Source organism: Herpetosiphon giganteus, assembly GCF_016907925.1.
Taxonomy (GTDB): domain Bacteria; phylum Chloroflexota; class Chloroflexia; order Chloroflexales; family Herpetosiphonaceae; genus Herpetosiphon; species Herpetosiphon giganteus.
Genome location: NZ_JAFBCZ010000017.1, coordinates 20208 through 35868, shown reverse-complemented (window position 1 = coordinate 35868; position 15661 = coordinate 20208). Strand labels below are relative to the sequence as shown.

Below are 15661 nucleotides of genomic sequence, written 5' to 3'. Positions count from 1 at the left end.
ATGTCAAACGCGATCAGTGTTTTAGTGATTGAAGATGAAGCGCCAATTCGGCGTTTTCTGCGCGCCTCGCTGCCAAGCCATGGCTATACGCTGATCGAGGCGGAAAATGGCGAGGATGGCTTATTGCAAGCGGCTATGCAACGCCCAGCAATCATCATTTTAGATTTGGGCCTGCCCGATATGGATGGATTGCAGGTCACCAAGCGCTTGCGTGAATGGACAAATACGCCGATTATCGTGCTTTCAGCGCGTGGTCGCGAGGACGATAAAATTGCCGCGCTCGATGCAGGCGCAGACGATTACTTGACCAAGCCGTTTGGCATGGGCGAATTGTTGGCGCGCTTACGGGTTGCCTTGCGCCATCTGCACCACCAAACTGGCGAAAAAAGCGAGCCAATCTTTCAGGTTGGCAGTTTGCGCGTCGATTTGGTGCGAAGGCAGGTGTTTGTGGCCGAAGAAGAGGTGCATCTGACACCCAACGAATATAAATTATTGACCACGTTGGTGCAACACGCAGGCAAAGTGCTGACCCACCGCCAGCTTTTGCGCGAGGTGTGGGGGCCAGCCTATACCGAAGAAAACCACTATCTACGGGTGTATATGGGTCAATTGCGGCATAAACTTGAGGCCGATCCCGCCCGACCACGCTATTTATTGACCGAGCCTGGGGTTGGCTATCGCTTGGCAATAGAGTAATTTAGCGTTGCAGCGAATTCAACAGCTCACGAATTCGTTGCTGGGCTTGAGGTTCACGGGTGCTAGCCAAGGCTTCGGTTAATTTTTGAATCGCCGCCGGAATTTGGCCAACTTCGATATAAGCAGCGCCTTGGGCCTCAAGCAACACCGCCCGCTCTTCTGGATTGGCATTGTGCTGGCTGATTGCTTGATCAATTAATTCAATCGCCGTGGCTTCGAACTGGGCAATCCGCGCCAATTCTGCTTCGTTACAGCTATTTTTTTTGCAGCGCGCAAGCTCGGTCAAGGCCCAGTTGTGGTAGGCCAAGGCCTGCGTTCGCGCATCGTAGTCGCGGTTATTAACAATTGCCGTGTATTGCTGGTCGGCTTGCTCCCAATCGCTGCTTTGGCTGGCCAGCACTGCTTGCTCTAAAGCCATAGGCCGCTCAAACAGAATTGTGGTTTGGGCCACTTCGCGCAAGCGATCATCAGCCGCCGCCGCCTCGTTGCCCTGAATGGCGTAGGCATACGAACGAGCATGATAAAACTCGCGCCAAACCGTTTCGCGTACAATCAGCATTGCCCCAAGCAACAAGCCAAAACCAACGAAGGTTACGCCCGTGCGCCAGCGCCGATCCTTGCCACGTCGCACCCCAAGCTGATAGATGCCCTCGCTAAACACATAAACTCCAGCGATAAAGAGCGAAACGCTGAAAATTGGCACCCGCACAATCGCGCCATCGGTGATGATAAACAGCACCATCACGATCAAGCCAATCATCGCCGCCAAACTGGGCAAACGCTCATCCAAGGCAAATTCATTATCCAGCCGCAGCGGGCGAATCACCGTCCAGAAGATGGTTGGGCCAATCAGCAAAACCCCGCTAAAGCCAACCAATTGAAGAATTGAGTAGAAGGTTGCTGGCAAAAATGCAGCAAGATTCGGAATCCAGCCATTAACGCTGGCAATGATCAGGCTCAACAACAGCGTGCCAAGCCCAATCACCACGCCCCAACTGCTGCGCAACAAGCTAATATCGGCGCTCAGATAGCTAATCTGCGCCCCAGCTTCCCGAGCACGCTTCTCAATCAAATAGATCACGCTGTTGTACCAGCCCGTAATCCCATCAACCCGCAGCAATGGCTGCATCGTCGAGCGCACAAAACTCCGCGAAAACACCATCAACGGGCGTTTCCAAACCCGCCGATCAGCGGTGATAATTTCGGTCACATCAGCCCATTTGATCCGATGCGATTCATGCCCAGACGAATCGTAATGAATCAACTCATCGGGCGTAAGCGTGTGCACGGTTGGCTGATTATTGCGCAACTGGGTCATTGGCATATACCAAAGCACAATCAAACCCAACACACTATAGCCAACACCCGTTGCCACCAGCATAATCAACGGCGAGATAATCAGCCGATACCACGGAAAAATATAGACATCAGCCGCAGGCAAGACCAAATTGCTGCTGGCTTGGACAATCGTTTGATTGCCAACCGTCGGCGCGACAATAGCCGCAAAGACCAAAATTAAGGGAATCAGCAAGGTTTGGCCAACTTGCAAATAGGGCAACAGAAAGCGCGGAAAGCGCGCCACAAAGCGTTGGGTCGGCTCATCGCGCAAGATTGTGCTAATTTCGCTGGGGTAGGTTAATTCCGAGCGTCGCCAGGTGCGCAGCTCGTATAAAATACGTTCGCGACTCAGCACCGAGCCAATGCCTCGCGCCCGCGCCAAGCCTGCTTGATAAGTTTTGAGGGCTGCTTCCGCTTGGCCAGATTCCTGCAAAGCCCGTCCAAGTGCCGTCAGCGCCCGTGCCTCCCAACGGCCATCATCGACCGCCCGAAACACCGTCAAGGCTTGATTGAGCATATCGATTGCTTGGACAAAATCGCGTTTGGCGATTAATGCTCGCGCCAGCGTCACTTGCACCCGCGCCTTACGATAGGGTTCTTCGCAGCCGGGCCGTTCGAGGCTTTGCTTGGCCAACTCAATGGCTTCATCGACGCTGCCAAACAGCACATCAATATCGATTAAGCGCATCTCGCAACGAATCATATTCATTTGATCGTCTTGTTGGCGAAAGATTCGATAGGCAGCCATGGTTTCTTCGCGCGAGGCCCGAAAAATGCGTGCCAGCAGCCAATTTTGGTAACGCAGTAAAATCAATGGCTTGGGCACAGCCGCCCCCAAACGGCGCAAAACGCTGACCAAAATAAACATCGGAATAATCGCAATCGATTGAAAAACCTTGGCCAAGGCGCGTGCGATTGGGTATTTCTGAATTTGTGGTTGATGCCAACCACCGGCACTAACCGCAATTTCATTATAGGCATCGGCGATGCCAAGGTGGGCTTCGGCCTGTTGGGCTAGCTCAATTTTTGGGGTTGCCAAGGCCTTTTGATACGATAAAATTGAGGCCGACCACTGCCCAGCCTCAACCTGCACATCACCCAAACTATTCGCCAGCAACACTTGCAGCTCAGGATCGAGATCATCACGCTTCAACAAAATTTCAAAACACTCGATCGCCTCGTCGAGCCGCACCATGGCAAAGTTCATCTTGCCGCGATAATAGAGCAGCCAATCGCGCACCAACGGAGTTAGGACGCTACTTTGCTCCTCGGCAGCAAGCAAAATTGCCTCAGCTTCGGCCATGCGATGGGCATTGAAGGCTTCTTCGAACAAATCACGAAAACTTTTAAGCGCTTTTACATATTTAGCGAGAGCAGACTCATTATCAGATGGATCGTGCTGGTTTGTAGTTATAGCCGAGGCCAGCATCAAATCATAGGATACAAATTCACGTCGCCATGTCGCACGGTTTTCGACAACGGTTGACTCCACCCGCTGCTTAAAATATTTATACAAGCGTTCATGGATTTGGCGCAATTCATCAGGGTGCAAGCGCCAATTGCCAAGCAAATAGTGGCGCACATCGTCGATAAAGGCATAGCGGCCCTCGCCAATTTGGCGCACAAAACTATATTCGGCTACTTGTTGCAAAATATTGGCATTATTGCCATCGTCGCGATCGCGCAGCACCGCCAAAATTTCTGCATCAAACCAGCGCGGAACTGCACAGCGGCGCATCACTTCTGCTTGGCCGGGCTTCATGCTTGCCAGAATTTGGGTAATCGAAAGTTGCAATGCATTGCTAAAGGTTGGCATAGTCGGCGTACCACAGCGTGGGCAAAACAGGCTGGTTGGCCGCAAAAGCTGTTCGCAACTGGGGCATTGATGGGGTTCAGAGCCAGTCATCGTCGCCTCCGCTCGCTTGCGATCGCAGAATATTATCGGCCAACATCGCGAGCAATTGGGGCTGGCCAGTGCTACCTTGAAATAAGGCTTTGATCACATTTGGATCATCGTCTAGCCCACGCCGCTGCACCAAATATTCCTTCACATGCGGCTCGGATAATAAATCTAACCCAGTTCGGGCAATCAGATGATCCCATTGACTATCTAATTTTGGCACAGAACGCCCAGCGATTACCACGACCACGTTTTTAATCAAGCCATCGCGAATCTGCGGCAGCAGTTGGCCCATCAGCCACGCTTCGGCTTCAACCGTCACTTTATCGTAGGTATCGAAGAAAAAACAGAGCGGGCCTTGGCTGGTCAGCGCCGCTAAACATTCAAAAAAAGCGCCGCTCAAGCGGTCTTGTAAGGCTTGGCGCACCACCGCATTATCGGCATTAATCACAAACGAATTATCTTTGATTACATTACCAGCAACAACTTCGCCAACATTGACATTCGAGCCAGAGAAGGTGTTACTTTGACCAAGCAAATTATTAATTGCATTGGTATTGGCAACTCCAGTTTCAATCCGCACGGTTGGCTGAGTTACCTCGTTAATTGCTTGGGTAAAGAGATTGAAGGCTGCAACGCCAAAGCCATCGCGCGCTCGCCGCAACAAGGCCAAAAAATCAAACACAATACTATCGGCAAAATCAATTTCAGCATTCGGAATGCCCTGCCGTTGGCATTCAGCCCGCATAAATTCGACAGTCCACGATTTGCCCAATCCCCCGCTAGCCTCGATCATCATGATCCGTTTGGGAGTTTGGCCTTGGAGCATTTTAATAAAGCCAGCAGTTTGTTTTTCGCGGTTTACAAAAAGTTTGTCGATGCTCTGCATAGGCGTTGCTCACCACTCCAGCAAGCCTGCGCCGCTCGCTAAGCACGACGCAGGCTTGAAACACCCCTAGATCACATTGCGTTCGGCGTGCAATTCGCCAGCAGCAAAGCGTTCGATCCGCAACTCGTCAATATCAATTGAGTGAGCGCGGCCATCAAGAATTTCCTCGGCAATCAGCAAGCCCGTTGCCGGAGCATGCATCACGCCATGGCCGCTAAATCCAGCGGCATTCAGCCAGTTGGGGCAATTGGGCATGCGCCCAAGAATTGGCAGGTGATCGGGCGTAATTTCATACGAGCCAGCCCACGATTGACGCTCAGAGAGGCCAGCGCGCTCCAAAATTGGAAAACGATTAAGCATTGCTTCCAAGACCGTATCCAGCCAATCCCAATCAACCGTGGTATCGTGTGATGATGGCTCGTTATGATTGCTCAAGCCCATCAAAACCGTATCTTGTTCTTTGCGAATGTAGGCTCCCGTGCCAACATCAATCGTCAAGGGAATATCTTTGGGCAAGGCAGGAAATGGATCGGAAACGTAAATACAGCGGCGATAGGGCTTGATTGGAATCTCAAAGCCAGCGGTTTTGCCAACTTCGCCAGCATATGGGCCAGCAGCATTGACCACATAGTTGCAGCGAATGCTGCCTTGCGGAGTTTGCACCGCCACGACCTGATCATCGGCAAATTCAAAGCCGAGCGCTGGTGCGTCGCGCAGCACTTTCACACCCAAGGCGCGGGCTTTATTCAAGTAGCCCATGGCAATTCCATGGGGATCGACAAAGCCATCTTCGGCGCAATAGGTTGCGCCAACAAGATCGCTAATGTTTAATTCGGGAATGTAGCCAGCCGCTTGTTCTGGTGTCAGCACCTCGACGGGCACCTTGAGGCTCTGTTGCAACTCGATCACTGCTTGATAGGCTTGCCATGCGGCCTGATCATTAAACAAAAAGAGATAGCCATGTTGATGCAATTCGGCATGGCCGCCAATTTCTTCGGTAAAATGTTTGTAGCGTTCGATACTATATTGGGAAAGTAAGATATTGGTGCGTGATGAGAACTGATGGCGAACCCCAGCCGCAGAACGAGCAGTTGAGCCAGTAACCTCAACCGCCTCTTTTTCTAACACCACTACCTCGGTACAGCCCCGCGCAGCAAGATGGTAGGCAACGGAAGCCCCAATGATGCCTGCCCCAATAATGACGACCTGTGCTTGGTGAACCATTCCGAACGATCTCCTTTGATGTGCAATGATGTTTGCACTATTGTACCAAAGGATGTGCGGCTATGGCAGCCTATTTTGAGCCAAAATGGCCCAACTATTGGCCGTCTTTGGGTGCTGGTTGGGCATAGCGAAATTCAGGCTGGTTACTGACGCGTGGCATGGTGATGACACCAGTTTGCTCGATCGTAATATCAACGCCGTCGATCTCATTCCAAATCCGAATCAGGCCACCAACTCGATTTAATGCGCCCATCAAGGTTTCTTTATCGCCAATTGCTTGAATCGTGTAGGGTGCGTGCTGAATTTCGCCATCAAGATACAATTCGGCGTTATCATCTTCTTCGATCCGAGTGCGGGCAATAATTCGCCGTCCGTTGATGGCAATTGCTTCAGCGCTTGCATTGCGCACTTCGTTGGTCAAGGCAATCACATCGGCGGCACGCAAGGGATAATTAATCGTAATTGTGACCCCAGCGCCTTGGACTTGCACCGCGCCAGTATGCAATTTATAGCGATTTAAATCGCCAGCCAATTGATCGAGCGTGCTGGTACCATTCGATTGGGTGCGGCGATACTCGTCGTTTTGTTGGCGCAAGCCATTGATTTCGCGCTCGGTCGCCGCATTACGGTCAATCAGGCTAATCATCAATTCGGCGCGTTGCTCAGGCGAAAGCTTCACCACATCGTTGGCAATATTTTCATAGGTTCGCAGTTGGGTTACGACTGCAAAGCCAATCAACATACACATCAAGGTCAGCAGGCTTTGGCGCAAAATGCCGCGCCGAATTCGCAGCGACTTCATGGCGCAACCTCCATGTGGCGGTTGGCCAAGGGGCCGGTGTAGGCTGGCACTTGGACTTGGGCTTTTTGCTTGACATCCACGCCAATGCCATATTCGCGCTGGCGGCTCCACAAATCGGTGAGCAATGAAGAATTACTGGCTGCATTAGCCAAACTGGTGGGGTCGCCAATGGCCCGAATCGTAAAAGGCGGAGCCATCAACTCTTGATTAATTAGAATTGTTGAGCCAACGCAGTAAATTGAGGTTTGATCAGTAATCCGTTGATCGTTGATCGCAATTGCTTCAGCACCATTGCTCCACAGCACGCCAACCAAGGTGACGAGCTGTTGCTGATGGATGATATAGCGATTCACGTCGGCAACTTCATCGGGCAACGAATTGGCATTACTATCATTCAGGGTTACAACAACTCCAGGCCCGCGCATGGCAACTAAGGCCGCAAGCTGTTGTTGCTGATCGATTTGAGTGCGAATTTCCTCGAAGTTGCTTTGGCTGGAGGTCGATTGCTTTTGCAAATCTGCTTGTTCATCGCGCAGGCGGCTAAGCTCAGCGTTTAATTCTTGCTGATGCTCGCGCAGCGTGCCAATGCGATCGACGCTAAGGCTAGCCGAGCTATTGCGCGAACTACTACTACTCGAAAGTGCCACTTGGGGCTTGACCGACATCAGCATGCCGACAAACAACCCACCGAAAAGCAAAGCGAACAGCGACAAAATGGCACGGTTTTGGGGTAATAGTTGACGCATAGGTGCTCCCGCAGGCTATGGCTCAACGCGGATGGTAAATTCGCGCGTGTTATTGCTGGTAAGGGTTTCTTGGCTAAGTGGTTCGGCGCGCACAATCAAGCTATAAACATCGGCGTTGGCTGGTATCGCTCCCTCAGGCTCGATCCGTACGACCACGATTTGGCCAGGAGCCAACTCATTGACGCTTCTACTACCACTCAGTATAAGTATATCATCACTCGTGCGGCGCAACCGCGCATTAACTTTGACATTATAGGCGGTTAGCAGGCCGCGATTTTCCAAAGCAACCAAAACCGCGTATTTATCGCTAATTGGCAAGCGCGAACCTTGCAAGGCAGGGTCGAAATCGACGCTTACCACCGCAACATCATAATCATCACTGGTGATCGATTCTGGTGGAGCTGGCTTGGGTTCGACCGCAATTTGGCCACAGCCAACCAATAAAAATAGACACCATGTGAATAATTTAAGCCGTTGCATAAAAACCTCCAAAGGCATAGCAAATCATAGCGATCAGCACACAGGGCATTAATCGAGCTTGATGATTGTGCCAGGGCCGTTTAATTGTCCTGATAACGCAGAGTGCAACTGTTGAGGACCACAAATCCAAATTTCGAGCTGTGGTGCGTGTTGGACTAATTGCCACATTGCTTCAACTTTATTGCGCATGCCTCCGGTGACATCAACGCCATGCGAGCCACCGAGCCGAGCAATAATGGTAGCGTAGTTTGTCCGATTAATCAAAGAAATTGGTTGGGCAGCGGCGTTTTGGCGGGGGTCGGCATCGTAGACGGCCTGTTCGCCAAGTAAAATGATTCGGCTTGGTTGGAGTGTGCTTACCAAGGCACTAAAAATCCGTTCGGTCGAAGCGATTGTGCAGCCTTGAACGGTATCGAGCAAAACATCACCATAGACCACTGGAATCGTTCCCGCAGCCAACAGCGTTGCGATTTGCTGCGTGCCAATTTGTTGAATCTCGCCCGCCTTAGCAAAGCCCGAGGCCATCGGCTGGATGCCAATCGCTGGCAATTCAGCATCAAGGCATGCCCCGACAACCGCCCGATTGAGCCGTGCCATCGCATCGGCCACCCGCGCCACGCCCCACCAGCTTTGGTCGTCGATAATGCCTTGCGCCGTGTGGTAGCGTTCAGCCCAATAATGGCCAAACGAGCCGCCACCATGGCCAAGCAAAATCGGCTGGGTAGGATGGGCCTGTCGCCAAGCAGATAAATCGGTCACAACCTGCTTGAGTGTTTGGTCGACCAAGCGTTCGGCGCTGGTTTTATCGGTCAACATCGAGCCGCCAAGTTTGATAAAGATTGGCTTATTCATCGCGAATGATCAGACGCTCCACAACATGGCGACGCAAGGTTCCCTGCTCATCAAACTCCTGCCACTCGCGTTGACGCAAAAAGACCCGCTGCGCAGCTGATGGCCGAGTTGCCAAGGCCGTGGTTGGTGCAGCAGGCTTTTGACGCTTGCTCAGCAAGTTCGAGCCAAGATCGACCGCCAATGCCGCCAAGCCAAGCGCGACCGATTTCGCCACAGGGCTGCGCAAAATTGGTGATTGACGCAAGCGCGAGGTTAAGCTGGTTGGAGCCTTGGTTGCAAGGCTGGTTGTTGTGGTTGGTTGCGCCAAATCGGCCCCACAGCCTACGCAATGAGTTTGATCGAGGTTATTGCCAGTTTGGCACTGCCAACAAGGTCGTTCAAGCATACGCCACCTCCTTCACAGGTGGTACTATTGTACTAGAAATCTGGCAATCCAATGTTGGGGGTTGATGAGTATTTAAAGTGGTTGAAAAAACTACGATTTGGCATAGGAATAGGCTGATTTAAAGACAGGAGCGCGATGCTTGATCTCGACTCATATGCAGGTTTACGCACCTATTTTCAATCGATGTATGCCATTGATCCTCAAGACTTGCGCTGGAATGCAGCGCTTACAAGCCTAGAAACGTGGCATGAATTTAGTCAAACTAGCCCTATCAATCAAACTGCACTAATCGCACTGATTCAAACAATCAATATCTATAAACACCAAAGTAGCGGCTGGTTTGCCCTCGCCTTGTTGATTAATACCTGGATCAATAACCAAGCTATCAATGCGCCAACAATTTTTGAGTGGAATCCACGCACATAATCATCGTGCATAAAAAAAGCCCCATACATTTATGGGGCTTTGTCGGCGTTTGGCGCAGGCTTGGGTTGGCCTTCAGGATCGAAATGGGCTTTGGTGCGTTGCTCGACAGTGGCACGTGGCAGCATCACTTTATGCTCGCAGGTCATACAGCGCAAGCCAATATCGGCTCCTAAGCGGGTGACCCGCCAGCGATAGCCGCCACAGGGATGTGGTTTGCGCAGTTGCACAATGTCGTCAAGGGCTAAATCTAAACGGGCCACAAACTTACCTCGCTTGCTGTTGGGCGAATGCAGCCAAAGCGGCAGCAAGATCAACGGTTATCACGCCTTTGGCAATGACTCCAACCTGCCAGTCTTCGCCAGCCCGCGCCATCCATTCGCGCTCGCCATCAAGCGCAATCGCGCCACTACGCAGCGCAATCCGTTGCCCAGCGGGCAAATAGCTGTGCTCAGCAATTGGCACTGGCGTAATCATCCCTGGGGCAATTGGCACGTTGATGCTGCGCCCAGCCCCAAGCAGCACATGCACCGCTTGCGCCTCGGCAGGCGCAACTCCAGCATGACCGCCAATCGCGGAAAGCCCAACCGTACCCGGGGTTAAGCGTGTGGTAACCACCTGTTGCACTTTGCTAATTTCCCAAACTGCCCGCCCACCAAGGCTATCGGCAACACTCGCCACATCAACCAACGCTATGTCAAGTAATTCGTGGTTGCGATAGATTTCGAGCAAGGAATGGCGCTTGATAGCCTCAGGTGCAAAACATGCCACGCTACCAGCCGCCAAGCCCGCTAAGGTTGGCTCCATTGTTTGGGGAAAGGCATTGTTGGTACCAATCGAAAGCGCCAAAATCGGGATTGAGCGCGAGCCTTTGATCGCAGCCCGAGCTGTGCCATCACCGCCAAGCGTGATCAAACAGTCAATGCCTTGCTGCTCGGCCAATTGGGCGGCCAAGGTTGTATCATCGGCATGATCGTGCCACTGACCCTCGAATGGAATTAAACGAAATGGCAATTGTTGGCGTTCAGCAGCGTTGCGCACAATCCCAGCATGGTCGGGCAAATACCAAACTTCATCAACTGGCGTAGCCGCCAAGCCTTGCAATACCCGCCGCACAATGCTGGTTTTTTCGTTGTTCGAGACACTCGACGCATGGCTGACCACCCGCCGAATGTCTTTACTTGAGGCTGGATTGGCAATAATCGCAACACTGGTCATAACTACCGATCTCCACAATTGATCCACGAAAGTCACGAAGGAACACGAAGGGCCGCAACCGCGAAGAACGCGAAGCACACGAAGCTTTTTTCGCCACGAATTCCACGAATTGCCCGAAAAATCTTCCGCTAGCCAATAGCCCAAAGCCTATAGCCATCCTCTGCGCCTCTGCGTTAAATTCTGATCCCTGATCCCTAATTACTGAACCCTCGGTTACTTTTGCAACTTACGCAACAAGGCTGGGATATTGGGATAAAAGCCAACCCCAAGCAGTGGTGGAGCAACTGGGCTGCCGTCTGCATTCCAATAGCGTTGGCGTAAATCGCTGCCATTTGGCAGGCGCAGGCTGTAGGGAACGCCCAAAACTTTGCCTTCACCAACCCGCAAGCCGCGTGGTTGCGAAAATTCCTTGAAAATTGCACCCAACAACAGGCTAATCCCTGAAAAAATGATCGTTCGGCGAAGCCATGGTTTCATCGTAAACTCCTCAGCAATTTATGGATACAAATAAGGTGAACTTGGCATCTCAATTGATACTAAGGTTCCTGCAATTTGCGGCACTACCGAGCCATTAATTTCAACTGGCACGAATGTTCCTTCAACCCGCACCCATTGATCGTTGGCAAAATCTGCGCCGTTGCTGGCCTTCACCCGCAACGATAAGGCGGTGCCATCGGCGGTGCAGCATGTAACAACGTAGCGCCCAACCAGCACTTCATCGGCGGGCAAGTCGGGAGTGCGATAGACAAAGCCCTCGAAGGCTGCTTGCTTATCGCGCAACACCGCAAGGTCGCTCTGGCGCACGGCGGTCGTCCACTCAAGCAACGTCCAGCTTTTGCTATCATCGGATAAATTGGTTTTCCAGCGGGCGAGCAAATTATCGCTCGAATTGGCATTTAAGGCCTTGCCAGAGACCAAATTTGCCCCCAATGGACGAGCAGGAACCAGCAAGGCAAAGGCCACCGGAATCGTCAGCAAGGCCAACATGCGTTTGGGAATTGCCGGCGCTTTGGTCAGGGCCATGCCCAGCGCCGCCAGCAGCAACACAATCGCCGTCGCTACCAACAAGCTAGTATAGCGCGGATGAATATACAAATTCAAGCGGTTGGTTTGCCATTTGAAAATAATCATGGCTCCCAAGCCAAACATGACCGCAATCGAGAGCCAACGCTCAAGCACTTGACGTTGCATTCAACACCTCACACCAAAACAACATAGCTGATCAAGCCAGCGATAATTGCAAATAACGCTGCCAGCACGACCATCGCCACCACCGCTGAGCGCCGGAAGGTTGAGGTCAGCATCAACGTGCTTTTAATATCGATCATCGGGCCGAATACCAAGAAGGCCATGACCGCCCCAGGATGGAACAAGCCAAGGAACGAAAGCGCCAAAAAGGCATCGACGGTTGAACAAACCGAAAGCAGTACTGCCACCAACATCAGCACTACAATCCCGACTAACGGCGCAAAAAAGCCAATGCTACTATCGTTCAAAGACAATAAGGCTGATTGGGGGATGAAGGTTTGCATGGTGGCCGCCAGCAACGAGCCAATCACCAAATATTGGGCCATTTCGAAAAATTCGGTGCTGCCATGGGCAATTAAGCCCGCCAAACGACCTTTTGGTTGGTCGTGAGTGTGGTCGCATGTGCCATGATCGTGGTCGCAATGACTATGGTCGTGATCATCGTCGGCAGTCAGCGAAAGTGGCGTGAGAATCGACTCGCGTTTAATTCCCGCGCCGATAATCAAGCCAATCGTCAAAGCAATCACAATCGTAAAGCCAACCCGAGCCAAGGCCCAACGCACATCACCAAAGGCAATTGAGGTTGAGATCAACACAATGGGATTGACCACCGGAGCCGCCAAGGCAAAGGCAATTCCCATCGGGGCTGGTGCGCCTTTGCGCAACAAGCGCCGACTAGTCGGAATCGCGCCACACTCGCAGACCGGAAACAACAAACCTAAGAGCGAGCCAAACATTGAAGCGCCAAAGGCATTTTGCGGCACAAAACTGGCCAAATGCTGGGGCTTCACAAACTCGCCAATTAACACCGAGACAATCACGCCTGCGCTCAAAAAGGGCAAGGCTTCGATAAAAATCCCTTGGAAGGTCGTAACCAAGCCTTGCAGTTTATTGGTTAATGGGGCTAAGTTGCTGGGCACAAGCCAACCGCTTGCCAGCCACAGCCCAATAATGCCAATTATCGGAGCGAAAAACAGGAACCATTTACGTTGGGTTTTGGATTGAGCATTGACGCTGACAACAGCCATGGGGATACCTCGTTGGTTCAACTGCTGCCATGATACCCGAAAATCTCAGTGCTGAAAACACCAAGCCCAAAGTTGATCCACGAAGGGCACGAAGCGCACGGAGGATTGGAACTGCGAAGGCCGCAAAGGTTGATTTTTCGCCACAGATTGCGCAGCTAAAGCTTTTTAGCCACGAATTCCACGAAGCATGTTCCGATAGCCCAAAGCCAATAGCCCTTCATCCTCTGCGCCTCTGCGTTAAAATCGAGTCCCTTTTTGCCTTTTGCTTTTGATTTCTCCTTCTGCCTTTTGCCATTCATCCTTCATCCCCCATCCTTCATAATTTGGTTATGTTCTATGCTCTATGTTCTTTTTGCCTTCTGCCTTTTACATTCATCCTTCATCCTTCATCCTTCATCCTTCATCCTTCTATCTTGATACTTTCTTGATCTGGTTTTGATCAATCTTGATGCCTGCTTGAGGTCTTTTCTGGTTGAATAGTTGCAGGTTAATCACGTTTGATTGAGGTTCATTATGGATGTTTGGTTTCTGGGATTAATTGGCATATTCGTGCTCTTGACATGGGCAATTGTGCGGCTGTGTGCCGCCTTGGGGAGTAAGCAATGAGCACCTTGTATTTAATTGCGGCCCTCGTAACGCTTGGTTTAGTAATTTATCTCTTTTGGGCGTTGATGCAGCCCGAGGTGTTTTAATGATCAGCAATATCATCATTCAAATTGGCAGCTTTTTGCTGGTGCTTTTGGCTTGTGTCATCCCATTGGGTCGCTATATGGCCAAAGTTTACGGCGAAACGCCGCCTATGCAACGGGTTTTTGGCCCAATCGAGCGCTTGATCTATCGGCTCTTGGGTATCGACGCAAAAACCGAAATGAACTGGAAACACTATGCCGTGGCCTTGCTCGGGTTCAATGGCTTGGGCTTGTTGCTGCTCTATGGCTTGCAACGGATACAAGTTTGGCTGCCACTCAATCCGCAACAACTGCCAGCAATTAGCGCCGATTCGGCCTTCAATACTGCTGCCAGTTTTGTCAGCAACACCAACTGGCAGGGCTATGCTGGCGAAACGACGATGAGTTATTTGACTCAGATGCTTGGCCTGACGGTGCAGAATTTTGTTTCAGCTGCAACGGGCATGGCCGTGTTGATTGGTCTGATTCGTGGCATTACGCGCCGTTCGAGCAGCACAATTGGCAATTTCTGGGTCGATTTGACGCGTTCAACGCTCTATATTTTGTTGCCATTAGCGCTGACGCTCTCGCTGGTTTTGGTGTCGCAAGGCGTGGTCCAAACGTTCAATGCTTCGCAAACGGTCGAGTTACTTCAGCCAATTGGCAACGCCGATGGCCAAACCATCAGCCAACAAACGATTGCGCTTGGCCCCGCCGCTTCGCAAATTGCGATCAAACAACTTGGCACGAATGGCGGTGGCTTTTTCAATGTTAATTCGGCGCATCCCTTGGAAAATCCTACGCCGCTCAGCAACTTGTTCGAACTGTTGAGCATTGTTTTGATTCCAGCGGCGCTCTGTTATACCTTCGGGATTATGGTCGGCGATAAACGCCAAGGCTGGGCGATTCTCGCAACGATGACGATTATTTTGCTTGGGTTCACGGCGCTGGCTGTTGGCGCTGAACAAGCTGGCAATCCGCTCTATCAAAAGCTTGGCGTTGACGACCACGCTTCGGCGCTGCAAGCGGGCGGCAATATGGAAGGCAAAGAAACTCGCTTTGGCATCGTCAATTCGGCCTTGTGGGCGACCGTCACTACCGCCGCTTCCAATGGCTCGGTCAATTCGATGCACGATTCATACACGCCGCTTGGTGGTTTAGCGCCAATGGTTTTGATGCAGCTTGGCGAGGTGGTTTTCGGCGGGGTTGGCTCTGGCCTGTATGGCATGCTGATTTTTGCAATCATCACGGTGTTTGTGGCTGGCTTGATGGTTGGCCGCACACCTGAATATTTGGGCAAGAAAATCGAAGCCTTTGAGATGAAAATGGCTGCGCTGATTATCTTAATTCCGTGTGTCACGACCTTGTTGATCACCGCGATTGCCGTGAGCAGCGACGCTGGCAAAGCCACCGTGTTCAATAGCGGCGCACATGGATTTAGCGAAGTGCTGTATGCAGCAACTTCTGCCGCCAACAATAACGGCAGCGCCTTCGCGGGCCTTGGAGCAAACACGCCGTTCTACAACACTTGGCTTGGCATCGCCATGCTCGTCTCACGCTTCTGGCTGATTGTGCCGACCTTGGCGATTGCTGGTGGATTAGCCAATAAAAAGCTGATTCCGCAAAGCGCTGGCACGTTGCCAACCCATACGCCCTTGTTTGTTGGCTTGTTGATTGGGGTGGTGTTGATTGTTGGGGCGCTGACTTTTATTCCCGCCTTGGCGCTTGGCCCGATCGTTGAACATTTATTGATGAGTTTATAAG

Annotated in this window: 17 protein-coding genes; 4 read left to right on the top strand and 13 right to left on the bottom strand. The window is 51.6% G+C overall.

Annotation, left to right across the window (positions count from 1 at the left end):
- Positions 1-696 (top strand): response regulator, encoded by a 696-nt coding sequence (locus JOD20_RS15765; protein WP_204756185.1) that lies wholly within the window; start codon positions 1-3, stop codon positions 694-696.
- Position 697: 1 nt separating this feature from the next.
- Here the strand turns inward: JOD20_RS15765 and JOD20_RS15760 are convergent, their stop codons facing one another.
- The 8 genes from JOD20_RS15760 to JOD20_RS15725 form a co-directional block, all read right to left on the bottom strand.
- Positions 698-3940, bottom strand: coding sequence for a tetratricopeptide repeat protein (locus tag JOD20_RS15760; RefSeq protein ID WP_204756184.1), 3243 nt, complete (start codon positions 3938-3940; stop codon positions 698-700).
- Positions 3927-4823, bottom strand: coding sequence for a hypothetical protein (locus JOD20_RS15755; protein ID WP_204756183.1), 897 nt, complete (start codon positions 4821-4823; stop codon positions 3927-3929). The genes JOD20_RS15760 and JOD20_RS15755 overlap by 14 nt, the downstream gene beginning before the upstream one ends.
- Positions 4824-4889: 66 nt before the next feature.
- Complete coding sequence (locus JOD20_RS15750; protein WP_338034198.1) at positions 4890-6074, bottom strand: NAD(P)/FAD-dependent oxidoreductase; 1185 nt, start codon at positions 6072-6074, stop codon at positions 4890-4892.
- A gap of 67 nt (positions 6075-6141) precedes the next feature.
- Positions 6142-6849 (bottom strand): DUF881 domain-containing protein, encoded by a 708-nt coding sequence (locus JOD20_RS15745; RefSeq protein ID WP_204756181.1) that lies wholly within the window; start codon positions 6847-6849, stop codon positions 6142-6144.
- Complete coding sequence (locus tag JOD20_RS15740; protein WP_204756180.1) at positions 6846-7595, bottom strand: DUF881 domain-containing protein; 750 nt, start codon at positions 7593-7595, stop codon at positions 6846-6848. Before JOD20_RS15740 ends, JOD20_RS15745 begins: the two co-directional genes overlap by 4 nt.
- Positions 7596-7610: 15 nt before the next feature.
- Positions 7611-8075, bottom strand: a complete 465-nt coding sequence (locus JOD20_RS15735; RefSeq protein WP_204756179.1) for a YajG family lipoprotein — start codon at positions 8073-8075, stop codon at positions 7611-7613.
- A gap of 48 nt (positions 8076-8123) precedes the next feature.
- Positions 8124-8927, bottom strand: a complete 804-nt coding sequence (locus JOD20_RS15730; protein WP_204756178.1) for an isopentenyl phosphate kinase — start codon at positions 8925-8927, stop codon at positions 8124-8126.
- Complete coding sequence (locus JOD20_RS15725) at positions 8920-9312, bottom strand: hypothetical protein (RefSeq protein ID WP_204756177.1); 393 nt, start codon at positions 9310-9312, stop codon at positions 8920-8922. Before JOD20_RS15725 ends, JOD20_RS15730 begins: the two co-directional genes overlap by 8 nt.
- 135 nt (positions 9313-9447) lie before the next feature.
- Between JOD20_RS15725 and JOD20_RS15720 the strand changes: the two genes are divergently transcribed.
- Entirely contained in the window at positions 9448-9738 is a 291-nt protein-coding gene (locus JOD20_RS15720; RefSeq protein ID WP_204756176.1) for a hypothetical protein, read from the top strand.
- A 29-nt stretch (positions 9739-9767) separates the two neighbouring features.
- Here JOD20_RS15720 and JOD20_RS15715 read toward each other — a convergent pair whose 3' ends face one another.
- The 5 genes from JOD20_RS15715 to JOD20_RS15695 all read right to left on the bottom strand — a co-directional run bounded on the left by JOD20_RS15715 (position 9768) and on the right by JOD20_RS15695 (position 13229).
- The gene (locus JOD20_RS15715; protein ID WP_204756175.1) at positions 9768-9998 is read right to left on the bottom strand and encodes a DUF951 family protein; all 231 of its coding nucleotides are present in this window, start codon (positions 9996-9998) and stop codon (positions 9768-9770) included.
- A gap of 4 nt (positions 9999-10002) precedes the next feature.
- Positions 10003-10953 (bottom strand): NAD(+)/NADH kinase, encoded by a 951-nt coding sequence (locus tag JOD20_RS15710; protein ID WP_204756174.1) that lies wholly within the window; start codon positions 10951-10953, stop codon positions 10003-10005.
- A gap of 213 nt (positions 10954-11166) precedes the next feature.
- The gene (locus JOD20_RS15705; protein WP_054532711.1) at positions 11167-11430 is read right to left on the bottom strand and encodes a hypothetical protein; all 264 of its coding nucleotides are present in this window, start codon (positions 11428-11430) and stop codon (positions 11167-11169) included.
- An 18-nt stretch (positions 11431-11448) separates the two neighbouring features.
- Positions 11449-12144 (bottom strand): TIGR03943 family putative permease subunit, encoded by a 696-nt coding sequence (locus tag JOD20_RS15700; RefSeq protein WP_204756173.1) that lies wholly within the window; start codon positions 12142-12144, stop codon positions 11449-11451.
- An 8-nt stretch (positions 12145-12152) separates the two neighbouring features.
- On the bottom strand, positions 12153-13229 hold the full coding sequence (locus JOD20_RS15695; protein ID WP_204756172.1) for a permease: 1077 nt from the start codon (positions 13227-13229) through the stop codon (positions 12153-12155).
- A gap of 602 nt (positions 13230-13831) precedes the next feature.
- On the opposite strand from JOD20_RS15695, the gene kdpF reads away from it, so the two are divergent.
- Together kdpF and kdpA are read left to right on the top strand one after the other, a co-directional pair.
- Positions 13832-13921 carry a K(+)-transporting ATPase subunit F gene (kdpF, locus tag JOD20_RS15690; RefSeq protein WP_110518082.1) on the top strand — a complete coding sequence of 30 codons (90 nt, stop codon included), beginning with the start codon at positions 13832-13834 and terminating at the stop codon, positions 13919-13921.
- Complete coding sequence (gene kdpA, locus JOD20_RS15685; protein ID WP_239583888.1) at positions 13921-15660, top strand: potassium-transporting ATPase subunit KdpA; 1740 nt, start codon at positions 13921-13923, stop codon at positions 15658-15660. Before kdpF ends, kdpA begins: the two co-directional genes overlap by 1 nt.
- The last annotated feature ends 1 nt before the right edge of the window (position 15661 follow it).

What these genes read in the sequence shown, in the direction of transcription:
- JOD20_RS15765 (WP_204756185.1), top strand. Translation starts at nt 1, where the DNA reads ATGTCAAACGCGATCAGTGTTTTAGTGATTGAAGATGAAGCGCCAATT.
- JOD20_RS15760 (WP_204756184.1), bottom strand. Translation starts at nt 3,940, where the DNA reads ATGACTGGCTCTGAACCCCATCAATGCCCCAGTTGCGAACAGCTTTTG.
- JOD20_RS15755 (WP_204756183.1), bottom strand. Translation starts at nt 4,823, where the DNA reads ATGCAGAGCATCGACAAACTTTTTGTAAACCGCGAAAAACAAACTGCT.
- JOD20_RS15745 (WP_204756181.1), bottom strand. Translation starts at nt 6,849, where the DNA reads ATGAAGTCGCTGCGAATTCGGCGCGGCATTTTGCGCCAAAGCCTGCTG.
- JOD20_RS15740 (WP_204756180.1), bottom strand. Translation starts at nt 7,595, where the DNA reads ATGCGTCAACTATTACCCCAAAACCGTGCCATTTTGTCGCTGTTCGCT.
- JOD20_RS15735 (WP_204756179.1), bottom strand. Translation starts at nt 8,075, where the DNA reads ATGCAACGGCTTAAATTATTCACATGGTGTCTATTTTTATTGGTTGGC.
- JOD20_RS15730 (WP_204756178.1), bottom strand. Translation starts at nt 8,927, where the DNA reads ATGAATAAGCCAATCTTTATCAAACTTGGCGGCTCGATGTTGACCGAT.
- JOD20_RS15725 (WP_204756177.1), bottom strand. Translation starts at nt 9,312, where the DNA reads ATGCTTGAACGACCTTGTTGGCAGTGCCAAACTGGCAATAACCTCGAT.
- JOD20_RS15720 (WP_204756176.1), top strand. Translation starts at nt 9,448, where the DNA reads ATGCTTGATCTCGACTCATATGCAGGTTTACGCACCTATTTTCAATCG.
- JOD20_RS15710 (WP_204756174.1), bottom strand. Translation starts at nt 10,953, where the DNA reads ATGACCAGTGTTGCGATTATTGCCAATCCAGCCTCAAGTAAAGACATT.
- JOD20_RS15705 (WP_054532711.1), bottom strand. Translation starts at nt 11,430, where the DNA reads ATGAAACCATGGCTTCGCCGAACGATCATTTTTTCAGGGATTAGCCTG.
- JOD20_RS15700 (WP_204756173.1), bottom strand. Translation starts at nt 12,144, where the DNA reads ATGCAACGTCAAGTGCTTGAGCGTTGGCTCTCGATTGCGGTCATGTTT.
- JOD20_RS15695 (WP_204756172.1), bottom strand. Translation starts at nt 13,229, where the DNA reads ATGGCTGTTGTCAGCGTCAATGCTCAATCCAAAACCCAACGTAAATGG.
- kdpF (WP_110518082.1), top strand. Translation starts at nt 13,832, where the DNA reads ATGAGCACCTTGTATTTAATTGCGGCCCTCGTAACGCTTGGTTTAGTA.
- kdpA (WP_239583888.1), top strand. Translation starts at nt 13,921, where the DNA reads ATGATCAGCAATATCATCATTCAAATTGGCAGCTTTTTGCTGGTGCTT.